The organism is Aestuariibaculum suncheonense (assembly GCF_014596935.1).
In the GTDB taxonomy this organism is placed as follows: Bacteria; Bacteroidota; Bacteroidia; order Flavobacteriales; family Flavobacteriaceae; genus Aestuariibaculum; species Aestuariibaculum suncheonense.
Map to the genome: position 1 here is coordinate 368,783 of NZ_JACVXC010000001.1, position 15,290 is coordinate 384,072.

General features: G+C 32.5%; 16 protein-coding genes and 1 tRNA gene. 13 read left to right on the top strand and 4 right to left on the bottom strand.

Translation table 11 applies throughout. The annotated features are described in order from the left end of the window. Position 1: 1 nt before the first annotated feature. Together ICJ84_RS01640 and ICJ84_RS01645 are read left to right on the top strand one after the other, a co-directional pair. Positions 2-64: transfer RNA gene (locus ICJ84_RS01640), tRNA-Asp, on the top strand. 371 nt (positions 65-435) lie between these two features. Further along, the gene (locus ICJ84_RS01645) at positions 436-807 is read left to right on the top strand and encodes a hypothetical protein (RefSeq protein WP_188214620.1); all 372 of its coding nucleotides are present in this window, start codon (positions 436-438) and stop codon (positions 805-807) included. Positions 808-1,056: 249 nt separating this feature from the next. Here the strand turns inward: ICJ84_RS01645 and ICJ84_RS01650 are convergent, their stop codons facing one another. Continuing rightward, complete coding sequence (locus ICJ84_RS01650) at positions 1,057-1,935, bottom strand: helix-turn-helix domain-containing protein (RefSeq protein ID WP_188214621.1); 879 nt, start codon at positions 1,933-1,935, stop codon at positions 1,057-1,059. Positions 1,936-2,068: 133 nt separating this feature from the next. Here ICJ84_RS01650 and ICJ84_RS01655 point away from each other — a divergent pair, with 133 nt between their 5' ends. Continuing rightward, positions 2,069-2,296 (top strand): hypothetical protein, encoded by a 228-nt coding sequence (locus tag ICJ84_RS01655; RefSeq protein ID WP_188214622.1) that lies wholly within the window; start codon positions 2,069-2,071, stop codon positions 2,294-2,296. Between the two features lie 266 nt (positions 2,297-2,562). On the opposite strand, the gene ICJ84_RS01660 is transcribed toward ICJ84_RS01655, so the two are convergent. Further along, positions 2,563-3,372: an HAD family hydrolase gene (locus ICJ84_RS01660; protein ID WP_188214623.1), complete on the bottom strand. Its 810-nt coding sequence runs from the start codon at positions 3,370-3,372 to the stop codon at positions 2,563-2,565. Between the two features lie 171 nt (positions 3,373-3,543). Here ICJ84_RS01660 and ICJ84_RS01665 point away from each other — a divergent pair, with 171 nt between their 5' ends. From ICJ84_RS01665 to ICJ84_RS01695, 7 genes are all read left to right on the top strand, one after another. Further along, entirely contained in the window at positions 3,544-4,548 is a 1,005-nt protein-coding gene (locus ICJ84_RS01665) for a LacI family DNA-binding transcriptional regulator (RefSeq protein ID WP_188214624.1), read from the top strand. 351 nt (positions 4,549-4,899) lie between these two features. Continuing rightward, a complete protein-coding gene (locus tag ICJ84_RS01670) occupies positions 4,900-5,055 on the top strand; it encodes a hypothetical protein (RefSeq protein ID WP_188214625.1) in 156 nt (51 codons plus the stop codon). 118 nt (positions 5,056-5,173) lie between these two features. Continuing rightward, the gene (locus tag ICJ84_RS01675; RefSeq protein ID WP_188214626.1) at positions 5,174-7,006 is read left to right on the top strand and encodes a tetratricopeptide repeat-containing sensor histidine kinase; all 1,833 of its coding nucleotides are present in this window, start codon (positions 5,174-5,176) and stop codon (positions 7,004-7,006) included. A gap of 6 nt (positions 7,007-7,012) precedes the next feature. Further along, entirely contained in the window at positions 7,013-7,690 is a 678-nt protein-coding gene (locus ICJ84_RS01680) for a response regulator (RefSeq protein WP_241748659.1), read from the top strand. 381 nt (positions 7,691-8,071) lie between these two features. Continuing rightward, on the top strand, positions 8,072-8,437 hold the full coding sequence (locus tag ICJ84_RS01685) for a BlaI/MecI/CopY family transcriptional regulator (RefSeq protein ID WP_188214627.1): 366 nt from the start codon (positions 8,072-8,074) through the stop codon (positions 8,435-8,437). Next, positions 8,434-10,119 (top strand): M56 family metallopeptidase, encoded by a 1,686-nt coding sequence (locus tag ICJ84_RS01690; protein ID WP_188214628.1) that lies wholly within the window; start codon positions 8,434-8,436, stop codon positions 10,117-10,119. Before ICJ84_RS01685 ends, ICJ84_RS01690 begins: the two co-directional genes overlap by 4 nt. Positions 10,120-10,305: 186 nt before the next feature. Beyond that, positions 10,306-10,782, top strand: a complete 477-nt coding sequence (locus ICJ84_RS01695; protein WP_188214629.1) for a hypothetical protein — start codon at positions 10,306-10,308, stop codon at positions 10,780-10,782. Position 10,783: 1 nt separating this feature from the next. Here ICJ84_RS01695 and ICJ84_RS01700 read toward each other — a convergent pair whose 3' ends face one another. Both ICJ84_RS01700 and ICJ84_RS01705 read right to left on the bottom strand, forming a co-directional pair. Continuing rightward, positions 10,784-11,908: a glycosyltransferase family 2 protein gene (locus ICJ84_RS01700; RefSeq protein WP_188214630.1), complete on the bottom strand. Its 1,125-nt coding sequence runs from the start codon at positions 11,906-11,908 to the stop codon at positions 10,784-10,786. Next, positions 11,905-12,864, bottom strand: coding sequence for a lysylphosphatidylglycerol synthase domain-containing protein (locus ICJ84_RS01705; RefSeq protein ID WP_188214631.1), 960 nt, complete (start codon positions 12,862-12,864; stop codon positions 11,905-11,907). Before ICJ84_RS01705 ends, ICJ84_RS01700 begins: the two co-directional genes overlap by 4 nt. A gap of 28 nt (positions 12,865-12,892) precedes the next feature. Here ICJ84_RS01705 and ICJ84_RS01710 point away from each other — a divergent pair, with 28 nt between their 5' ends. The 3 genes from ICJ84_RS01710 to hemW are packed head-to-tail and all read left to right on the top strand — an operon-like array spanning position 12,893 to position 15,288. Beyond that, positions 12,893-13,528 carry an outer membrane beta-barrel protein gene (locus ICJ84_RS01710; protein WP_188214632.1) on the top strand — a complete coding sequence of 212 codons (636 nt, stop codon included), beginning with the start codon at positions 12,893-12,895 and terminating at the stop codon, positions 13,526-13,528. A gap of 1 nt (position 13,529) precedes the next feature. After that, a complete protein-coding gene (ruvC, locus tag ICJ84_RS01715; protein WP_188214633.1) occupies positions 13,530-14,084 on the top strand; it encodes a crossover junction endodeoxyribonuclease RuvC in 555 nt (184 codons plus the stop codon). Positions 14,085-14,142: 58 nt separating this feature from the next. Next, the gene (gene hemW, locus ICJ84_RS01720) at positions 14,143-15,288 is read left to right on the top strand and encodes a radical SAM family heme chaperone HemW (RefSeq protein WP_188215415.1); all 1,146 of its coding nucleotides are present in this window, start codon (positions 14,143-14,145) and stop codon (positions 15,286-15,288) included. The last annotated feature ends 2 nt before the right edge of the window (positions 15,289-15,290 follow it).

A 15,290-nucleotide genomic window follows, 5' to 3' on the forward strand; every position in this document is an offset into this window, starting at 1 on the left:
TAGTTCAGTTGGTTAGAATGTCGCCCTGTCACGGCGAAGGTCGCGGGTTCGAGTCCCGTCCAGACCGCAACATTGCAAAAGCCCTTAGGAATAAGGGCTTTTTTTATGCTCTAAATCGAGCACAATTGTTGATGAAATATATTATGACATTGTCTGTCGTAAACGCACATGGATTTCTGACGTAAATTTGTAGTGTAAAAAAGGTGTAAATAGCCTTAGAGTAAACACAAGAGATATTAAAGGTACAAGTTAAATTTCGGGTATAACTCCCGAGTTTACAAATCCCGATTATCGGGTAAAAAGTTTTTTCATAAGTTGGTTTGGTTAGTTAAAAGCTACAGGTAAGCGAAATTAGGGTGCTTTCACTGTAGCTTTTTTATTATAATAGTATTTTTATTTTATATCTTAGGCTGTAAATATTCAAACAAACGACCCATGAAAATAAAATCTATTATTAAAAAGGTGTTATTACTGATTACGCTGGTATTTACCATTTCTACATTACAATATTGTAAATCTTCTAAAGAAACTACGGTTAAAAAGGAAGAGCCAGCTGTAACTTACACTAAACATATCGCTCCGGTTATGGAACGCAGCTGCGCGCCTTGCCACTTTCCTGAAAATGGAAAAAAGAAGTTTTTAGATACTTACGGAGCCGTTAAAAATAATATTGAAGATATTATTGCCCGTGTTGAATTGCCGGTAACCGAGAAAAAATATATGCCATTTAAAAGTAAAAAGCCCGCATTGACTCCAAAAGAAATAGCCATGCTTAAGCAATGGGTAGCCTCAGGTTATTCAGAATAATTAAAAAAAAAAAGTAATTGTTTAAGAAAGGCTCCAAGAAACAGGAGCTTTTTTTGTTATCTAGTTAAATATTATTAACTGAAATCATGATGACATTGGGTGTCGTAAATTCAAGTGGATTTCAGATGTATCTTTGTAATGTAAAAAGCAGTAAAAAGTTTTTTTCATAGTTGGTTTGGTTAGTAAAAGGTTACGGTAAAGTATAGAAGGGTACTATCGTAGCCTTTCTTTTTTTGCATACATGATATGTTATTCGATTTTAGATAAAAAAGCTTCAAAATTACCTTCAAGGAATCGTGGCGGATAATCGAGGTGCAATTCTTCCTGTAACGCTTTATCTTCCCAAACAATATGTAATCCTATTTGTAAATTCAAATCGTAGTTGTCGTCGCGTTCGGTGTAAGATACCATCAAGTAGTTTTTGTTTTCAATAGTTCTGAAAAACCTAAAAAACTTGGCCATAACATAAAAGATCGAATCGTTACAATCACCCGTTATGTCATATCTGTAAAAAATAGGACGATCTGAAAGTTTGTAATTTATTAAATCACTTGCTCTAAGATGTTTATTGGTAATCTCTCTGTTTTTTAATTTTAAATAAGCCTCTTCTTTTAAAGGAAGCACAATACAATGTCCGGCATAGTATCCGCTTTTTCCGGTAAATACAAAATTAAGTTCTGGGAGTAGTCGTATGGCTTCTTTTATTAAATCATGATTTACATAAGTGTTATCCTTTTTCTGTGAATCAATAAAATGTTCCAGATGTTTAATGTCGAAATCAAAATCTATGGTTCTTAAATTGTTAGACTCCAAATCAATCTGGTCTAAATACCATTCTAATTTTGGTAGTGTGTTAGACTGAGATGACAAAGAATATTTTCTTGTATTAAAGTCGTAAAAGGTTGGAATGGGAACCGCTGCATTTAAATTATGAATAAGCTGATAGGGCATAAGTGTGCTCAATACAATATCTTCTTCTTTTTCAGATTTAATCAATGTTAAGTCTTTTTCCCAACGTTGAATAGTTCTTAAATCGACATTCAATTCAGCGGCAAAATCAGATTGTGAAAGATTGTTAAACTCTCGGTAGTCTGTGAAAAGTTCACCAATAGAATTGTATTTTTTCATGCTTATAGCTTCGTTATAAGGTAAATATAATTAAAAATGATGGGTTGTAAGACATCTCGTGTCGTATTCTAAAACGAGTACCGTATGTATTTTTGTTAAGAAATAGGATTTAAGAAATATGTTGCTTTTTAAGTTGAAAGAATTAGAATGTGATTTTGAAAAACAAGTACAGCCTGATCAAAAAATGAAGGAGGCTGTGGTTGCTTTAAAAATGCTGTTTTTAAGAATTGATCATAAAAATGAAATTCTACCGGAATTTTCTTTTGAAAGCTTGGTTGAAGTTTTAGAAGATGTGAACGGTAGTAAACTCACGGATCGACAAAAACTTGTACTAAAACATATTATGTTTTACGGGGATTGATTAATAGCAAGTTTAAATTGATTCTTCAAAGGAGCAGTACGAAAGTGCTGCTCTTTTCTTTTGTAGAAAGTGTAAATAAGGTTTTTCCTGACATGATATGTCGTAAAACAATCTATAAAGCGAGTGTATCTTTGTTATGTAATTAGGTCAAAGCACTATAAAAAGGACTAATTACAGTTTTTCATATTTAATATTTTTTGGTTAGTTTAATGGTTAATAAGGGTTGCTCAATAAGAGTAACCTTTATTTTTTTTACAAAAAAATATTTAAAGTTGTTTGCTGCTTAACAATTCATCAATAACGGTTTCTACGCCTTCTTCTGAATTACTTTTTGTTTGAAAACGCGATATTCTTTTAACGTCACTATGGGCATTTTGCATGGCATAGCTGAAATAAGCAAGTCCCAGCATTTGTAAGTCGTTGTTATAATCACCAAAAACCATAGTTTCTGCTTCGGTGATGCCTAATTGTTGTTGAAGAATTTTTAATGCATAGGCCTTGTTGGCTTCAATATGAGAGATGTCTAACCAGTTTTGGCCAGAAACAATAACCTGAAGGTGGTCACTTAATTTTGTAGCTTCAGGAAGAATAAAATGCTCAGATGATTCGTTGTGATACACTGCGATTTTCAGGAAAACATCGTCCGAAACTGTTGTTAAATCTTCAACAATTTGGTATTCGGCGTAATAGGCTTCAAATTTTGATATGAATTTAGGGTCTGAGGTTTCAATATATGCTGCTTTTCTTCCGCATAGAACAATGTTGGCGCCGTCAACTTGGCGTAAAAGTGCAACAGCTGTATTGATATCATTTGGAGTAAGCTGAAGTAAAATATGCTCCTCGCTGTTGTGTTTCATGATACCACCATTTTCAGCAATAATAGAAATATCGTCTTTTATCAGATGTAGTTTATCTAAAATACTTTGATATTGTCGACCACTGGCTGCAACAAAATGAATGTTTTGCTTTTTAAGTTCGTTAAACTGATTGAAAAAGCGATTGCTAACTTGGTTTTCCGGGTTCAATAAAGTGCCATCCATATCAGACACTACCAATTTTACTTTAGATAAATTCATAGTTAATTTTAAAGGGCAAAAATACAATTATTTAAATTTTAATATGTTAATTAAGCATTAAACTCTGTATTTTTGGAAGGTTTTTGTGAAATCTATTTTTTTTGAATCTGTATTTTGCAAAATCTATTTTTGTAAATTGCGTTAACTAAATTATATTCTTTAACACACCCTATGGTAACATTAAAACAATTAGCAAAGGAGTTGAATGTTTCAATTTCAACAGTTTCTAAAGCATTAAATAACAGTGAAGAAATTGGTGAAGAAACTGTAAGACGTGTTAAAGAACTCGCCGAATTATATAACTATAAGCCAAATAAAGTGGCTTTAAGTCTTAAGCAGAATAAGACTAAAACCATTGGTGTTATTATTCCAGATATTTTGAACCATTTTTTGGCTAAGGTTCTTTTTGGTATTGAGCGTGAGGCCTCTAAGTATGGTTATAATATTATTACCTGTATTTCTAATGAATCTTTAGATAAGGAAAAGGAAAGTATGCATTTCTTGGCTAATGGTAGTGTAGATGGCTTTATTCTTTCTTTGGCAGAAGAGACCCAAATGAAGAATGAAGTCGAACATTTTAAGAAAATTATGGCTCAGGGCTTACCAATTGTAATGTTCGATCGCGTGGCACACGATGTGATGTGTGATAAGGTTATTGTTGATGATTTTGAAGCGATTTATAATGCTACTAAAAATTTACAGGCAAAAAAGCGTAAACATATTGCTTTTATTAGTAGTATAGATAGTTTGAGTGTTGGAAAACTTCGAGAACGTGGTTATAATAAGGCGATTTTAGAACAGCAAACAGCTAAACCATTGGTGTTAAAAATTAAAAAGAAGGATGATAATCAAAAGAAGATATACTCTTTTTTAAAGAAGAATCCTGAAATAGACGCCGTTGTAGCTGCCGACAGTGCATCTGGGGTTATAGCGATTAATGCAGCCATTAAACTTGGATTGAAAGTACCTAAGGATATTTCAGTTATTGGTTTTTCAAGTAAGGCAGACTCTAATTTAACCTTTCCTAGATTAACTACTATTAGACAGCATGCTAAAGAAATTGGTGCTAATGCTGCGCAATTATTAATTAATAGGCTTCAAAACAAGTCTTTAGAAGAAGATGTTAAGACTATTATTGTGAAAACTAGCATTGTAAAGAGCAAATCTACCGTTTAAAAACATTTATTTTTCTTACAAAAAGGTATTTTGTCGATGATATTTGCTTTTTATCGATTATCTTAGGTTTGTAGATAACCTTTCTCATAATTTTGTTAAAGCGCGTAAATCATTAATCCCCTCAGATTTACAAAGTGCTTAATTAATCCATTTTTAAGTTGACTTTTAAAAGTCAATATTCCCTCAAAAAAAAATATATGAAGTCAGTGGGCTATTGTACCCTTTTGATTTTGAATTAATTATTCCATTATTCCCTCAGCTAGAATTTCGAATTGTTCGAAATTATGGTTCATGTTTTGTATTTAAAATTTCAGAGAAATAATAAAATAATTAACCTTAAAATCAAATATTATGAAAGCCCTTAGAATTACACTTATCGCAGCAGCAATTTTCGCAACTTTAACATCATGTACTAAGCAAGATTTAAATGAAGATGATATGTTAATAGATGCTTCAAAAGATAGAACAATTGAAATGCCTATTACAGGAGGTGGAGTAGATGATTAATTTTTTAATAATTATATGTATAAAAAGAACTCTTTACAATTTGTAAAGAGTTTTTTATTTGAATAAATTTAGAAATTATAAATACATTTGATATAATACCTAGCTAAACCTTCTGTTTTTGAAACACATATTCAAAATATTTTTGTCATTCTGTTTTCTATCGTCTTATGGGCAGAATAAGAATAACTTACATTTAATAGATTCTATAAAACAAAGTGTTGCAGATTTTAAGGATCAAGACTCAACAGCCATAGCTAATGCTCATTATAATATAGGAGAGCTATATAGGTACAGTTTTATTGGTGACAGTGCTTATTATCATTATCACAAAGCTCAAAAAATTTTTCAAAAGCAAAATGAAAATTACAAATTGGCAAAAACCTTGTATGGGCTTGCTGTTGTTTTAAAAAATGAAAAGGATTTAACAGCTAGTGAATTGATTTCAATACAAGCTATTAGCATATTGGAATCATTAAAACAAACAAATGACATTAAGGAAACACGCTCATTTTTGTATAACTGTTTAGGTTTAGTTTTTGGAGAGCTAGAACAATATGAAGAATCTATATATTATTATAAAAAGGCAATAGAGTTAAAAGAGGATTTAAAAGGAGACTACAGGTTAAGCATATATTTTTCAAAGAATAATTTAGCATTGTCTTATAAAAAATCAGGTCAGTATAATTTAGCTCTAAATCTATACAGGGAAATTTTAAGTAATAAAAATTTATTTACTATTAAACCCGATTTTTATGCGTTAGTTACAGATAATTACGCACATACCTTGTATTTGTCTAAAGAGTATACAGAACTTCCAGATTTATACTTTGAAGCCCTGCATATTACAGACAGTGTTAACCCAAAAGGGTATAATTCTATAGTTATCAACCAGCATCTAGCTGAATTTTATAAGAATAAAAATAGCATGGATTTGGCTAAGTATTATGCCTATCAGGCTAAAAATATTGCGGAACAGTATCATAATGATGAATTATTAAGTTCTTTATTATTGCTTTCTAAAATTGAAACTGGAGAAAATGCTGTAAAGTATTTACAGTCGTATATCAGGTTGAGTGATAGTTTACAGAAAAACGAGAGAGGTTTAAGAAATAAATTTGCAAGAATCCAGTTTGAAACGGAACAAATTGAGCGTGAAAATATTCAAATTGCCAAAGAGCGGATGTGGTTGTTTGTGACGTCGGTGACGCTTATATTAACATCTTTTTTATTGTATCTAGTCATTACTCAGCGAAATAAGAACAGACGTCTGCAATTAATTCAAAGGCAACAGGAAGCTAATGAAGAAATCTATAATTTGATGCTTTCTCAAAATGAGAAGATCGAAGAGGCGAGAACTCTGGAGAAAAAACGTATTTCTCAGGAATTACACGATGGTGTTTTAGGACGCTTATTTGGTACCCGTTTAAGTTTGGATAGTTTGAACTTTAATACTTCTCCTGGGGCAGTGCAAACACGAGGGCAATATATTGAAGAATTAAAACATATTGAGCAGGATATCAGGAAGGTGTCTCACGAATTAAATACGGATTTTGTGTCCGGAGCCGGTTTTATAGACATTATTAAAACCTTGGTTGAAACCCAGACGATTTTATATAAACTGGATTATAATTTGGATCACGATAGTGTCATCAACTGGGATGAATTATCTAATAAAACTAAAATTCATATTTACAGAATCATTCAGGAGTCACTTCACAATATTCATAAGCATGCAAATGCCACACATGTAGATATTAGTTTTAAATTAAAAAATGATGTAATTTGCCTAATCATTAAAGACGATGGGTCAGGATTCGATGTTAATAAGTTGAGATCTGGTATCGGATTAAAAAATATGAAGTCCAGAATTCTGGATATTAACGGAACCATTCAGATTACATCAGAAAAAAATAAAGGAACCAAAGTTATTATTGAAGTCCCAATTACCTAAAATTAAATGAATACCGAGAAGATTAAAATATTAATGATTGATGATCACCCAATGATTATTGAAGGGTATCAGAACACCATTCTTTTTACTAAAAAAGAACATCAGGAGTTAAACATTGATATAGCCAACAATTGTGATGAAGCAGTAAACCTAATGGATAAATCCATTCAACAGGACAATCCTTATAATTTATTATTTGTTGACATTAGTTTGCCTGCTTCGTCTGATGGTAAAATGACCAGTGGTGAAGATTTAGCATCTTATGCAAGAGAGATTTTACCAAAAGCTAAAATTATTATTTTAACCATGTTTAATGAATCGTTCAGAATTCATAACATTATAAAAACTATTAATCCGGAAGGGTTTTTAATAAAAAGTGATTTAACATCCAGTGAATTGGCCAGTGCGTTTCAGGCTGTGCTTCATAATCCTCCCTTTTACAGTGGTACGGTAAATAGCTACATCAGAAAGGTAGATTCCAGTGATATTGTAATCGATGAGAAAAACCGAAAAATACTTCACCTTTTGTCGCAAGGCGTGAAAACTAAAAATCTGGCACCACATTTAGATATTTCGTTAAGTGCTGTTGAAAAACGTAAAAAACAACTTCGGGAAATCTTCGATGTCCAAGATGGACAGGACGAAACATTAATAGAAGAAGCACGTAAACGAGGTTTTGTGTAAGAAAAGGATTTTAAATTAAATTAACATATGTTAAAATTCGATTAAAGTCATTTTTTTTTAACCTGTTGAAACCCTTGTCGTTTCATGCATTATGCAATGTTTTGAATGTTAAATGCGGGAAAACCGCAGTTTGAAATAAAAAGTAATACTTAAATTTGTTCCATCAACACTTCAAAAAATTAATTAATCCCTCAATTTTTTTGTTGATAATAGCAATTTACAGGCCCTATGGAGGTGAGAGACCCATAGGGCTTCTTCTTTATTATAACTTTCCTAATTAAATTTACAACTAAAAATTTAGTTAAAACTAAAATTTTAGTTATATTTGTTTTGAACTAAATTTTTAGTTTGAATAGAAGTGTAATTTAAAAATCCTTTAAAATGAAACAATTAACAAAAGCAGAAGAGGATATCATGCAAATTCTTTGGAGCCTGGAAAAAGCTAATGTAAAATCTATAATAAAAGAATTGCCTGAACCAAAACCGGCCTATAACACGGTATCGACCATTGTTAGAATTTTAGAAAATAAAGGGTTTGTAGATTACGAAAAGGAAGGAAAAGGACATATTTATTTTCCCGTAATTGCTAAAAACGAATACAGTAACCAATCTATTAATAAATTGGTTGATGGGTATTTTCAGGGCTCGTTTAAAAATATGGTGTCCTTTTTTATGAAGAAAAATGACATCAGCCTGAATGAGTTAGAATCGGTATTAAAAGATATTAACAAAAGCGAAGAGCAATGATACACTACGTGATACAAACCATAGCCTTTCAGTTATTCTTTTTATTGATTTACGATGTGTTTTTAAAAAGAGAAACCTTCTTTAACTGGAACAGAATGTATTTAATAGGTACTATGATTTTGTCTGTACTATTGCCATTTGTAAAGTTAGAAGTATTTAAAGAGGTTATCCCTAAGGAGTATGTTATTCAACTTCCGGCAGTGATTATAGGGGAGGTATCTAGCGATGTTGTTGAAGGAGCAAATCAGGTTAATACGACTTTGGCTTCAAATCCGGTATCGTATGTATATCTGTTGTTTTATTTAGGTCTTGCTATAGCAATTATGACTTTTGGGTTTAAGTTATTTAAAATACTAAAATTAATTTTAAACAGTCCCAAGACCAGTTCAGAAAGACTGGTTATTATTAAACTAATAAATAGTAATTCGGCATTTTCATTTTTTAAGTATGTGTTTTTAGGCGAGTTTTTAAAGGATGATGAAAAGGCTATTATTTTAAGTCATGAGATGGTACACGTAAAGCAATATCACAGTTTAGATTTATTGTTTTTCGAAGTGCTTCGCGTGGTCTTTTGGTTTAATCCGTTGGTATATATGTATCAAAACCGAATCACCGAATTACATGAGTATCTGGCCGATGCCGAAGCTGTAAAGTATCAAAGTAAACAACAATATTATCAAAGTTTATTAGCTCAGGTATTTCAAACCAAGAGCATTTCATTCATCAATCCATTTTTTAATCAAACATTAATCAAAAAACGAATCGTTATGTTACAAAAATCGAAATCAAAACACATTAAGTTACTAAAGTATGCTTTTCTAATTCCGGCGGTTATTGCCATATTGGTGTATACGTCTTGTGAAAAACAGGGTGAAAATTATTCGGAGGGAACTGATTTAGGGGAATTTAGTTTTACTATGGAACTAGGTACAAAAACATCTCAAGAAGATGAACTTAAATTAAACAGACTACATGAATTTTTGATTCAAAATAATGAATATGTTGGTTGGGCGGATATTAACAAGGGAAGCAAAGAGGTTAAATTTAGTATACATCCTATTGAAGATGAAGTGCCAAGTAATTTTTCTAAACATGCAATGATTTTTGGGGATGATTCCTATTTAATTTTTACAAATGGGGTTCCTGTCTACAAGTTAAATGAAAAAGGTGAGTTTGTAGGGAGTTCGGTAAGTTTTATTTCAGAGGTAAACATTGATTCTGTGCTTGATAAAGTCCTTAAAAATGAAGTTCCTGTATACAGAGTTAACGGAAGTAAGGTTATTGAGGTTAGAGCAGATGAATATCATGAAAATATAGAAGTCCCTTTTGCTCATGTTGAACATGCCCCTGTTTTTCCAGGATGTGAATCTTTAGAGTCTAATGAAGAACGTAAAAACTGTATGTCTCAGTCTATAGCGAAATTTGTAAATGAAAATTTTAATACCGATATCGCTAATAGTTTAGGTTTAGAGGGCAGACAACGTATTAATACAATTTTTAAAATAAATGAAGAAGGAGATGTAGTAGATGTAAGAGCACGAGCGCCTCATCCAGGCTTAGAGGAGGAAGCAAAGCGTGTTATTCAATTACTGCCTAAGATGCAGCCAGGTAAACAAAAAGGATATGTAGTGACCGTGCCGTATTCTTTACCCATTGTATTTCAGGTAGCAGATAAAGAATAAGAATATAAATTACACAAGACTCAAAACCGAAGTGAAAACTTCGGTTTTTTTAGTTTTAAGTGCTTAAAAACCAAAAAAATTGTACATTTCAGTTTTAATAAAAATCCTCGGTGAAATGCACACGAGGCATTAAAATAACAAAAGTTTGATTTCGAAGTATTAAATCTCGATAATCGAGTAAAACCTATGAGGCTAATTGGTGTATTTTTAATTTTTTCATTGATCGCATCCTGCGACTATTTTAATGTAAAAAAAACATCTTCTGAAGCTATTTTAAAAGAGGAGTTAAAAACCTTTAACTGGAATGATGTAGATGAGTATCCATCGTTTTCGGTATGCGATTCTTTGATTGATAGCAAGGAAAAGCAAGCGTGTTTTTCAGAAGTCCTCACGTCTCATATTTTAGGGTTTTTACAGCACGAAATGATTATTGTTACTAAAGATGTCAATGACACGATTAACTTAGAATTTAAATTATCTGAACAAGGCGTGCTAACTTTAGTTGAGGCTAAAATTGATAGTTTAACCATGGCCGAAATACCTAATTTACAGGAGTTAATTAGTCAAAGTTTAGATTCGCTACCTAAAATATTTCCAGCTAGTAAACATGGGCAACAGGTAAAAACTGCATTCAATCTACCTATTATCATTAATGTAGAATAAACTATTTTTTAAACTTGCGCCCCTTCCATTCGTAGCCGGAAAACAGAGAAGCAATAGCGACATAAACACTAAAAAACGGATAAATCAGAAAACCAAAAAGATAAAACTTCATAACATCCTTCTGATTAAAAAACTGAGCGCTCTTATTAATCAGATATAAATCGATACTGAATTTAATCATCAGTAAATAAATTAGGTTTTTAGTAGTCATAGTTTCCAAAAGCGTAAAAATAAACGCCAAGACTATGAGTAAATTGGCAAATAAAACGATGCTTCCCGTAAGTTTCCCGAACCAGTTATTGTATCGGCTTGTTTTAGCCGCCCAGCGTATACGTTGGGAGATTAAGGTTTTCCAGGTAGGTTGAGCTTTAGTGTTTACAATGGCAGTGTCACTTTTTAAATAGCTTACAGTTTTTGGATTCAATTTCACGGCTTTTTCCAGTAGGAAAATATCGTCACCGCTTGTCGTTTCAGTGTTGCCATCAAACCCATTCAAGGTTTTAAATAAATCTTTTTTATAGCCGAAATTAGCGCCATTGCACAAAAAGGGTTTATCGATACCAAAACCACCAATGGTAGCGCCTTGTAAACTTAGTAAATCTAAAATTTGAAAGGTGTTTAAAAAATTATTTTGAGCAGTATACTTTACAGGTGCCACAATGCATTCTACTTGGTTTTCCTGAATAAACACATCAAAAGTGTTTAGCCATAAATCGGGTAGGATACAATCGGCATCGGTGGTGATAATCCATTCATTTTTAGCTTCGGCAATAGCTGTTGTAATAGCATCTTTTTTTGGCGATGCGCTCACTCTTTTATTGTTTAAAAGTTTTACAAAAACAGCAGATGATGTTATGAAATTGTTGATTAGGTCTGCTGAATCATCTTCTGAGGCATCGTTAATTAAAAGGATTTCAAATAAGTCCTTTGGATATTGTAATTGGTTTATGGATTCAAGAAGTTGAGGCAGGTTTTTGGCTTCATTCCTGAAAGGAATAATAACAGAAAATCTTGTTTTCGGTATGATGTTTTTATCCTTAAAAGGATGAACTTTGTTGAATCCAAAAGCAAAACTTCCGATTAAAATCACATAACTTAAAATAATAAAAAAAGAAATTAGCATCATGCCGATACGGGGGATTTAGGCGTTTTAAAATTAAGAACAAAGTAACTCCCTACTAGACTTGGTAAAGCGAAATTGAGTAGCCACATTAAGGTTGTAATACAAATAATGGTTATGGCTTCAATTTGTAAAAAGGAAAATAAATACACTGCAATACTGCCTTTAATAACAAAGTCAAAAATGGCCATAAAAGGTACTGCAGAAGCTAATAAATACAAAGAGGAAATTACCATCATAGCGTCTAGGTAATCGATGGAAACTCCGAAAATCAGTAATAAGTAATAAAATTGAAATGAAAAAATCAGGTAGCGAATCGCCGAGAAACCAAATCCGCAGGCAATGGTAATTTTTGGATAGTTTTTTATGAAATCTAATAATTCGTTTAACCAGTTCTGCTTTTTTATAAAGACAATAAGATAACCTGGAATCCCAAGACCAATTAAAATTAGAAATCCCAAACTAGGTTTAGTGATATTAAGGTTTGTTGGGTAAATCGATGTGAAGCATAGTAATCCGATAGTTCCAAAAATAAGTGTAACACTCAATTGTAATATATTGTGTAAACCGTTAATGGAAACAATTTTAGGGATTTGTGTTTTGCTATAAAACAAGGCTTTCGCACCATATTCACCAATTCTGTTTGGTGTAAATAAAGAAACCGTTAAACTACCCAAGCATTGTTCTATGGTTTCGAAAAAACGAATTTGTTTTATGGGTTTTACCAGTGCTTGCCACTTTAAAATTTCAAAAAACCAGTTGAAGATTGTTAATAAAAGAAGTGAAATTACATTTGTAAGAGAGAACACACCATGTTTGAATGTCAACTCTAAAAAATCGGCTAATGGTAATTCTTTGGTATCACTCAGCTTGAAGTGTATAAAACAAAATACAGCAATTACAAGGCTTAATTTAATAAGCACAAAAAAGATTTGTTTAGTTTTGTATGGCAACGCGTACATATGTTGCAAATTAAATCAATAATCGCGTATGATTTCATTTTTAAGCTGTAATAAGCGTTTTTCTCTATGTTTTACTTTACTTTTTTGTGTGTTTTTTGGGTTTGCTCAAAACGATGCAAGCACTTTAAAAGCACAGATCGCATTAGGCGTTAATAATCCCTCAAGTGATGGTTTTGTTTCCGGATTCGAAGGGCAACCGTTAAATTTTCCAACCGTAAACTTAGGCTTGCAGTATATGTTTAATCCAAATTTAGGAGCAAAGCTAGATTACGGATTTAGCCGAATGGCGAACGATAGTAACGCGCAGGAGTTCAAATTGAATTATTCACGAATTAATTTGCAAGGGGTTTATAATCTGTCTAATATTATTTTTATCTCCAACAGAACCGGAATGTTTGTGCATGCCGGGCCGGGTTTTTCGATGGTGAAGCCATTAAATAATTACGGAGAAAATAAAATATCATACCTAAATGCGATGGCCGGTTTGGAGTTTCATTACGGACTTTCAGATACCATGTCGTTGTATTTTGATGCCTCTTATATTCATGGGTTTGCAAAGGAATTTAATCCGATTTCAGATGGTTACGGATCATTTAATGGTAATGTATTAACATTTACCGTTGGACTTTCGTTATCTTTAAGTGGCTGCTATTACTGTAACTAATATGGCGAAGGAAAAAATCATTTTAGGAATTGACCCAGGAACAACCATTATGGGATTCGGATTGATAAAAGTTGTTGGAAAAACCATGTCTTTCCTTCAGTTAAATGAATTAGATTTAAAAAAATACGACGATCATTATTTAAAGCTGAAATTAATTTTTGAACGTACTATAGAACTGATTGATACGCATCACCCTGATGAAATTGCTATTGAAGCACCATTCTTTGGAAAAAACGTTCAAAGTATGTTGAAGCTTGGGCGTGCTCAAGGGGTTGCTATGGCAGCTGGACTGAGTCGTGAAGTGCCCATAACAGAATATTCACCTAAAAAAATTAAAATGGCGATTACAGGTAATGGTAATGCTACAAAGGAGCAGGTAGCCAAAATGCTTCAAAGTCTTTTAGGCTTGAAAACCTTGCCTAAAAATTTAGACGCTACTGATGGTTTGGCGGCTGCGGTTTGTCATTTTTATAACGAAGGTCGTGTTGAGATTGGTAAGAGTTATTCGGGTTGGGCAAGTTTTGTAAAACAAAACGAAAATCGCGTAAAAAAATAGGGTTTCAAACACTTTACAGATTTTCTGAAAACATTGTGTAATATTAAAATTAGAAGTCATCGCAGGAATATACATTCACATACCATTTTGTAAGCAGGCTTGTCATTACTGTGATTTCCACTTTTCAACATCTTTGAAGAAGAAACCGGAATTGGTTTCAGCTTTGATTAAAGAATTGGAGCTACGTAAAGGAGAGTTTGAGGATCAGGTGGTTCAAACCATTTATTTTGGAGGAGGCACACCGTCATTACTCAATAGTGATGAATTAAAATCGATTATTCAGTCAGTTTACGCAAATTATAAAGTGGTTAGCAATCCGGAAATGACTTTAGAAGCTAATCCGGATGATTTAACTACTGAAAATGGCGATATGCATGCTGTTTTTGAAAGTTACAGAGCGATTGGTATTAACAGACTGTCTATAGGCATTCAGTCGTTTTTTGAAAAGGATTTAAAGCTGATGAATCGCGCACATAACGCCGAGGAAGCTAAAGCCTGTTTAGAAGTTGCTACACAATATTTCGATAATATTTCACTCGATTTAATTTATGGTATTCCAGGATTGAGTCATGAGGCTTGGCTTCAAAATATAGAAACGGCCTTATCCTTTAACATACCTCATATTTCCAGCTATGCATTAACGGTAGAACCTAAAACTGCTCTTGATGTCTTTATTGAAAAGGGAAAAGTTCAGGCGCCAGACGATGCTGTAGCTCAAGAACAATTTCATATATTAATTGAAAAATTGGAAACCGCTGGTTTTGTGCATTACGAGTTATCTAATTTCGGGAAGCCTGAGTTTTTTAGTAAAAATAATACAGCTTACTGGCAAGGAAAACGCTATATAGGTATTGGTCCGTCGGCACATTCGTTTGATGGAACATCGAGAAGTTGGAATGTTAGAAACAATTCAAAATACATTCAGAGCATGCAAAAAGGTGAATTGCCAAGAGAAATGGAAGTTTTAACGAAAAGCGATCAATATAACGAATATGTAATGACAGGTTTGAGAACCATTTGGGGCGTGTCCTTAGAAAAGGTGGTTCAGGATTTTGGTCTAGATTATAAAACGTATCTTTTAGAGCAATCTGAAAAGTACAGAAATCAACAATTATTGTATATTGAAGATGATAAGCTTATCGTCACCAAAATAGGAAAGTTTTTAAGCGACGGTATCGCGTCAGATTTATTTAAAATAGACTAAAA

Coding starts and splice junctions, on each gene's coding strand:
- ICJ84_RS01645 (WP_188214620.1), top strand. CDS start 436: ATGAAAATAAAATCTATTATTAAAAAGGTGTTATTACTGATTACGCTG.
- ICJ84_RS01650 (WP_188214621.1), bottom strand. CDS start 1,935: ATGAAAAAATACAATTCTATTGGTGAACTTTTCACAGACTACCGAGAG.
- ICJ84_RS01660 (WP_188214623.1), bottom strand. CDS start 3,372: ATGAATTTATCTAAAGTAAAATTGGTAGTGTCTGATATGGATGGCACT.
- ICJ84_RS01665 (WP_188214624.1), top strand. CDS start 3,544: ATGGTAACATTAAAACAATTAGCAAAGGAGTTGAATGTTTCAATTTCA.
- ICJ84_RS01670 (WP_188214625.1), top strand. CDS start 4,900: ATGAAAGCCCTTAGAATTACACTTATCGCAGCAGCAATTTTCGCAACT.
- ICJ84_RS01680 (WP_241748659.1), top strand. CDS start 7,013: ATGAATACCGAGAAGATTAAAATATTAATGATTGATGATCACCCAATG.
- ICJ84_RS01685 (WP_188214627.1), top strand. CDS start 8,072: ATGAAACAATTAACAAAAGCAGAAGAGGATATCATGCAAATTCTTTGG.
- ICJ84_RS01690 (WP_188214628.1), top strand. CDS start 8,434: ATGATACACTACGTGATACAAACCATAGCCTTTCAGTTATTCTTTTTA.
- ICJ84_RS01695 (WP_188214629.1), top strand. CDS start 10,306: ATGAGGCTAATTGGTGTATTTTTAATTTTTTCATTGATCGCATCCTGC.
- ICJ84_RS01700 (WP_188214630.1), bottom strand. CDS start 11,908: ATGATGCTAATTTCTTTTTTTATTATTTTAAGTTATGTGATTTTAATC.
- ICJ84_RS01705 (WP_188214631.1), bottom strand. CDS start 12,864: ATGTACGCGTTGCCATACAAAACTAAACAAATCTTTTTTGTGCTTATT.
- ICJ84_RS01710 (WP_188214632.1), top strand. CDS start 12,893: ATGATTTCATTTTTAAGCTGTAATAAGCGTTTTTCTCTATGTTTTACT.
- ruvC (WP_188214633.1), top strand. CDS start 13,530: ATGGCGAAGGAAAAAATCATTTTAGGAATTGACCCAGGAACAACCATT.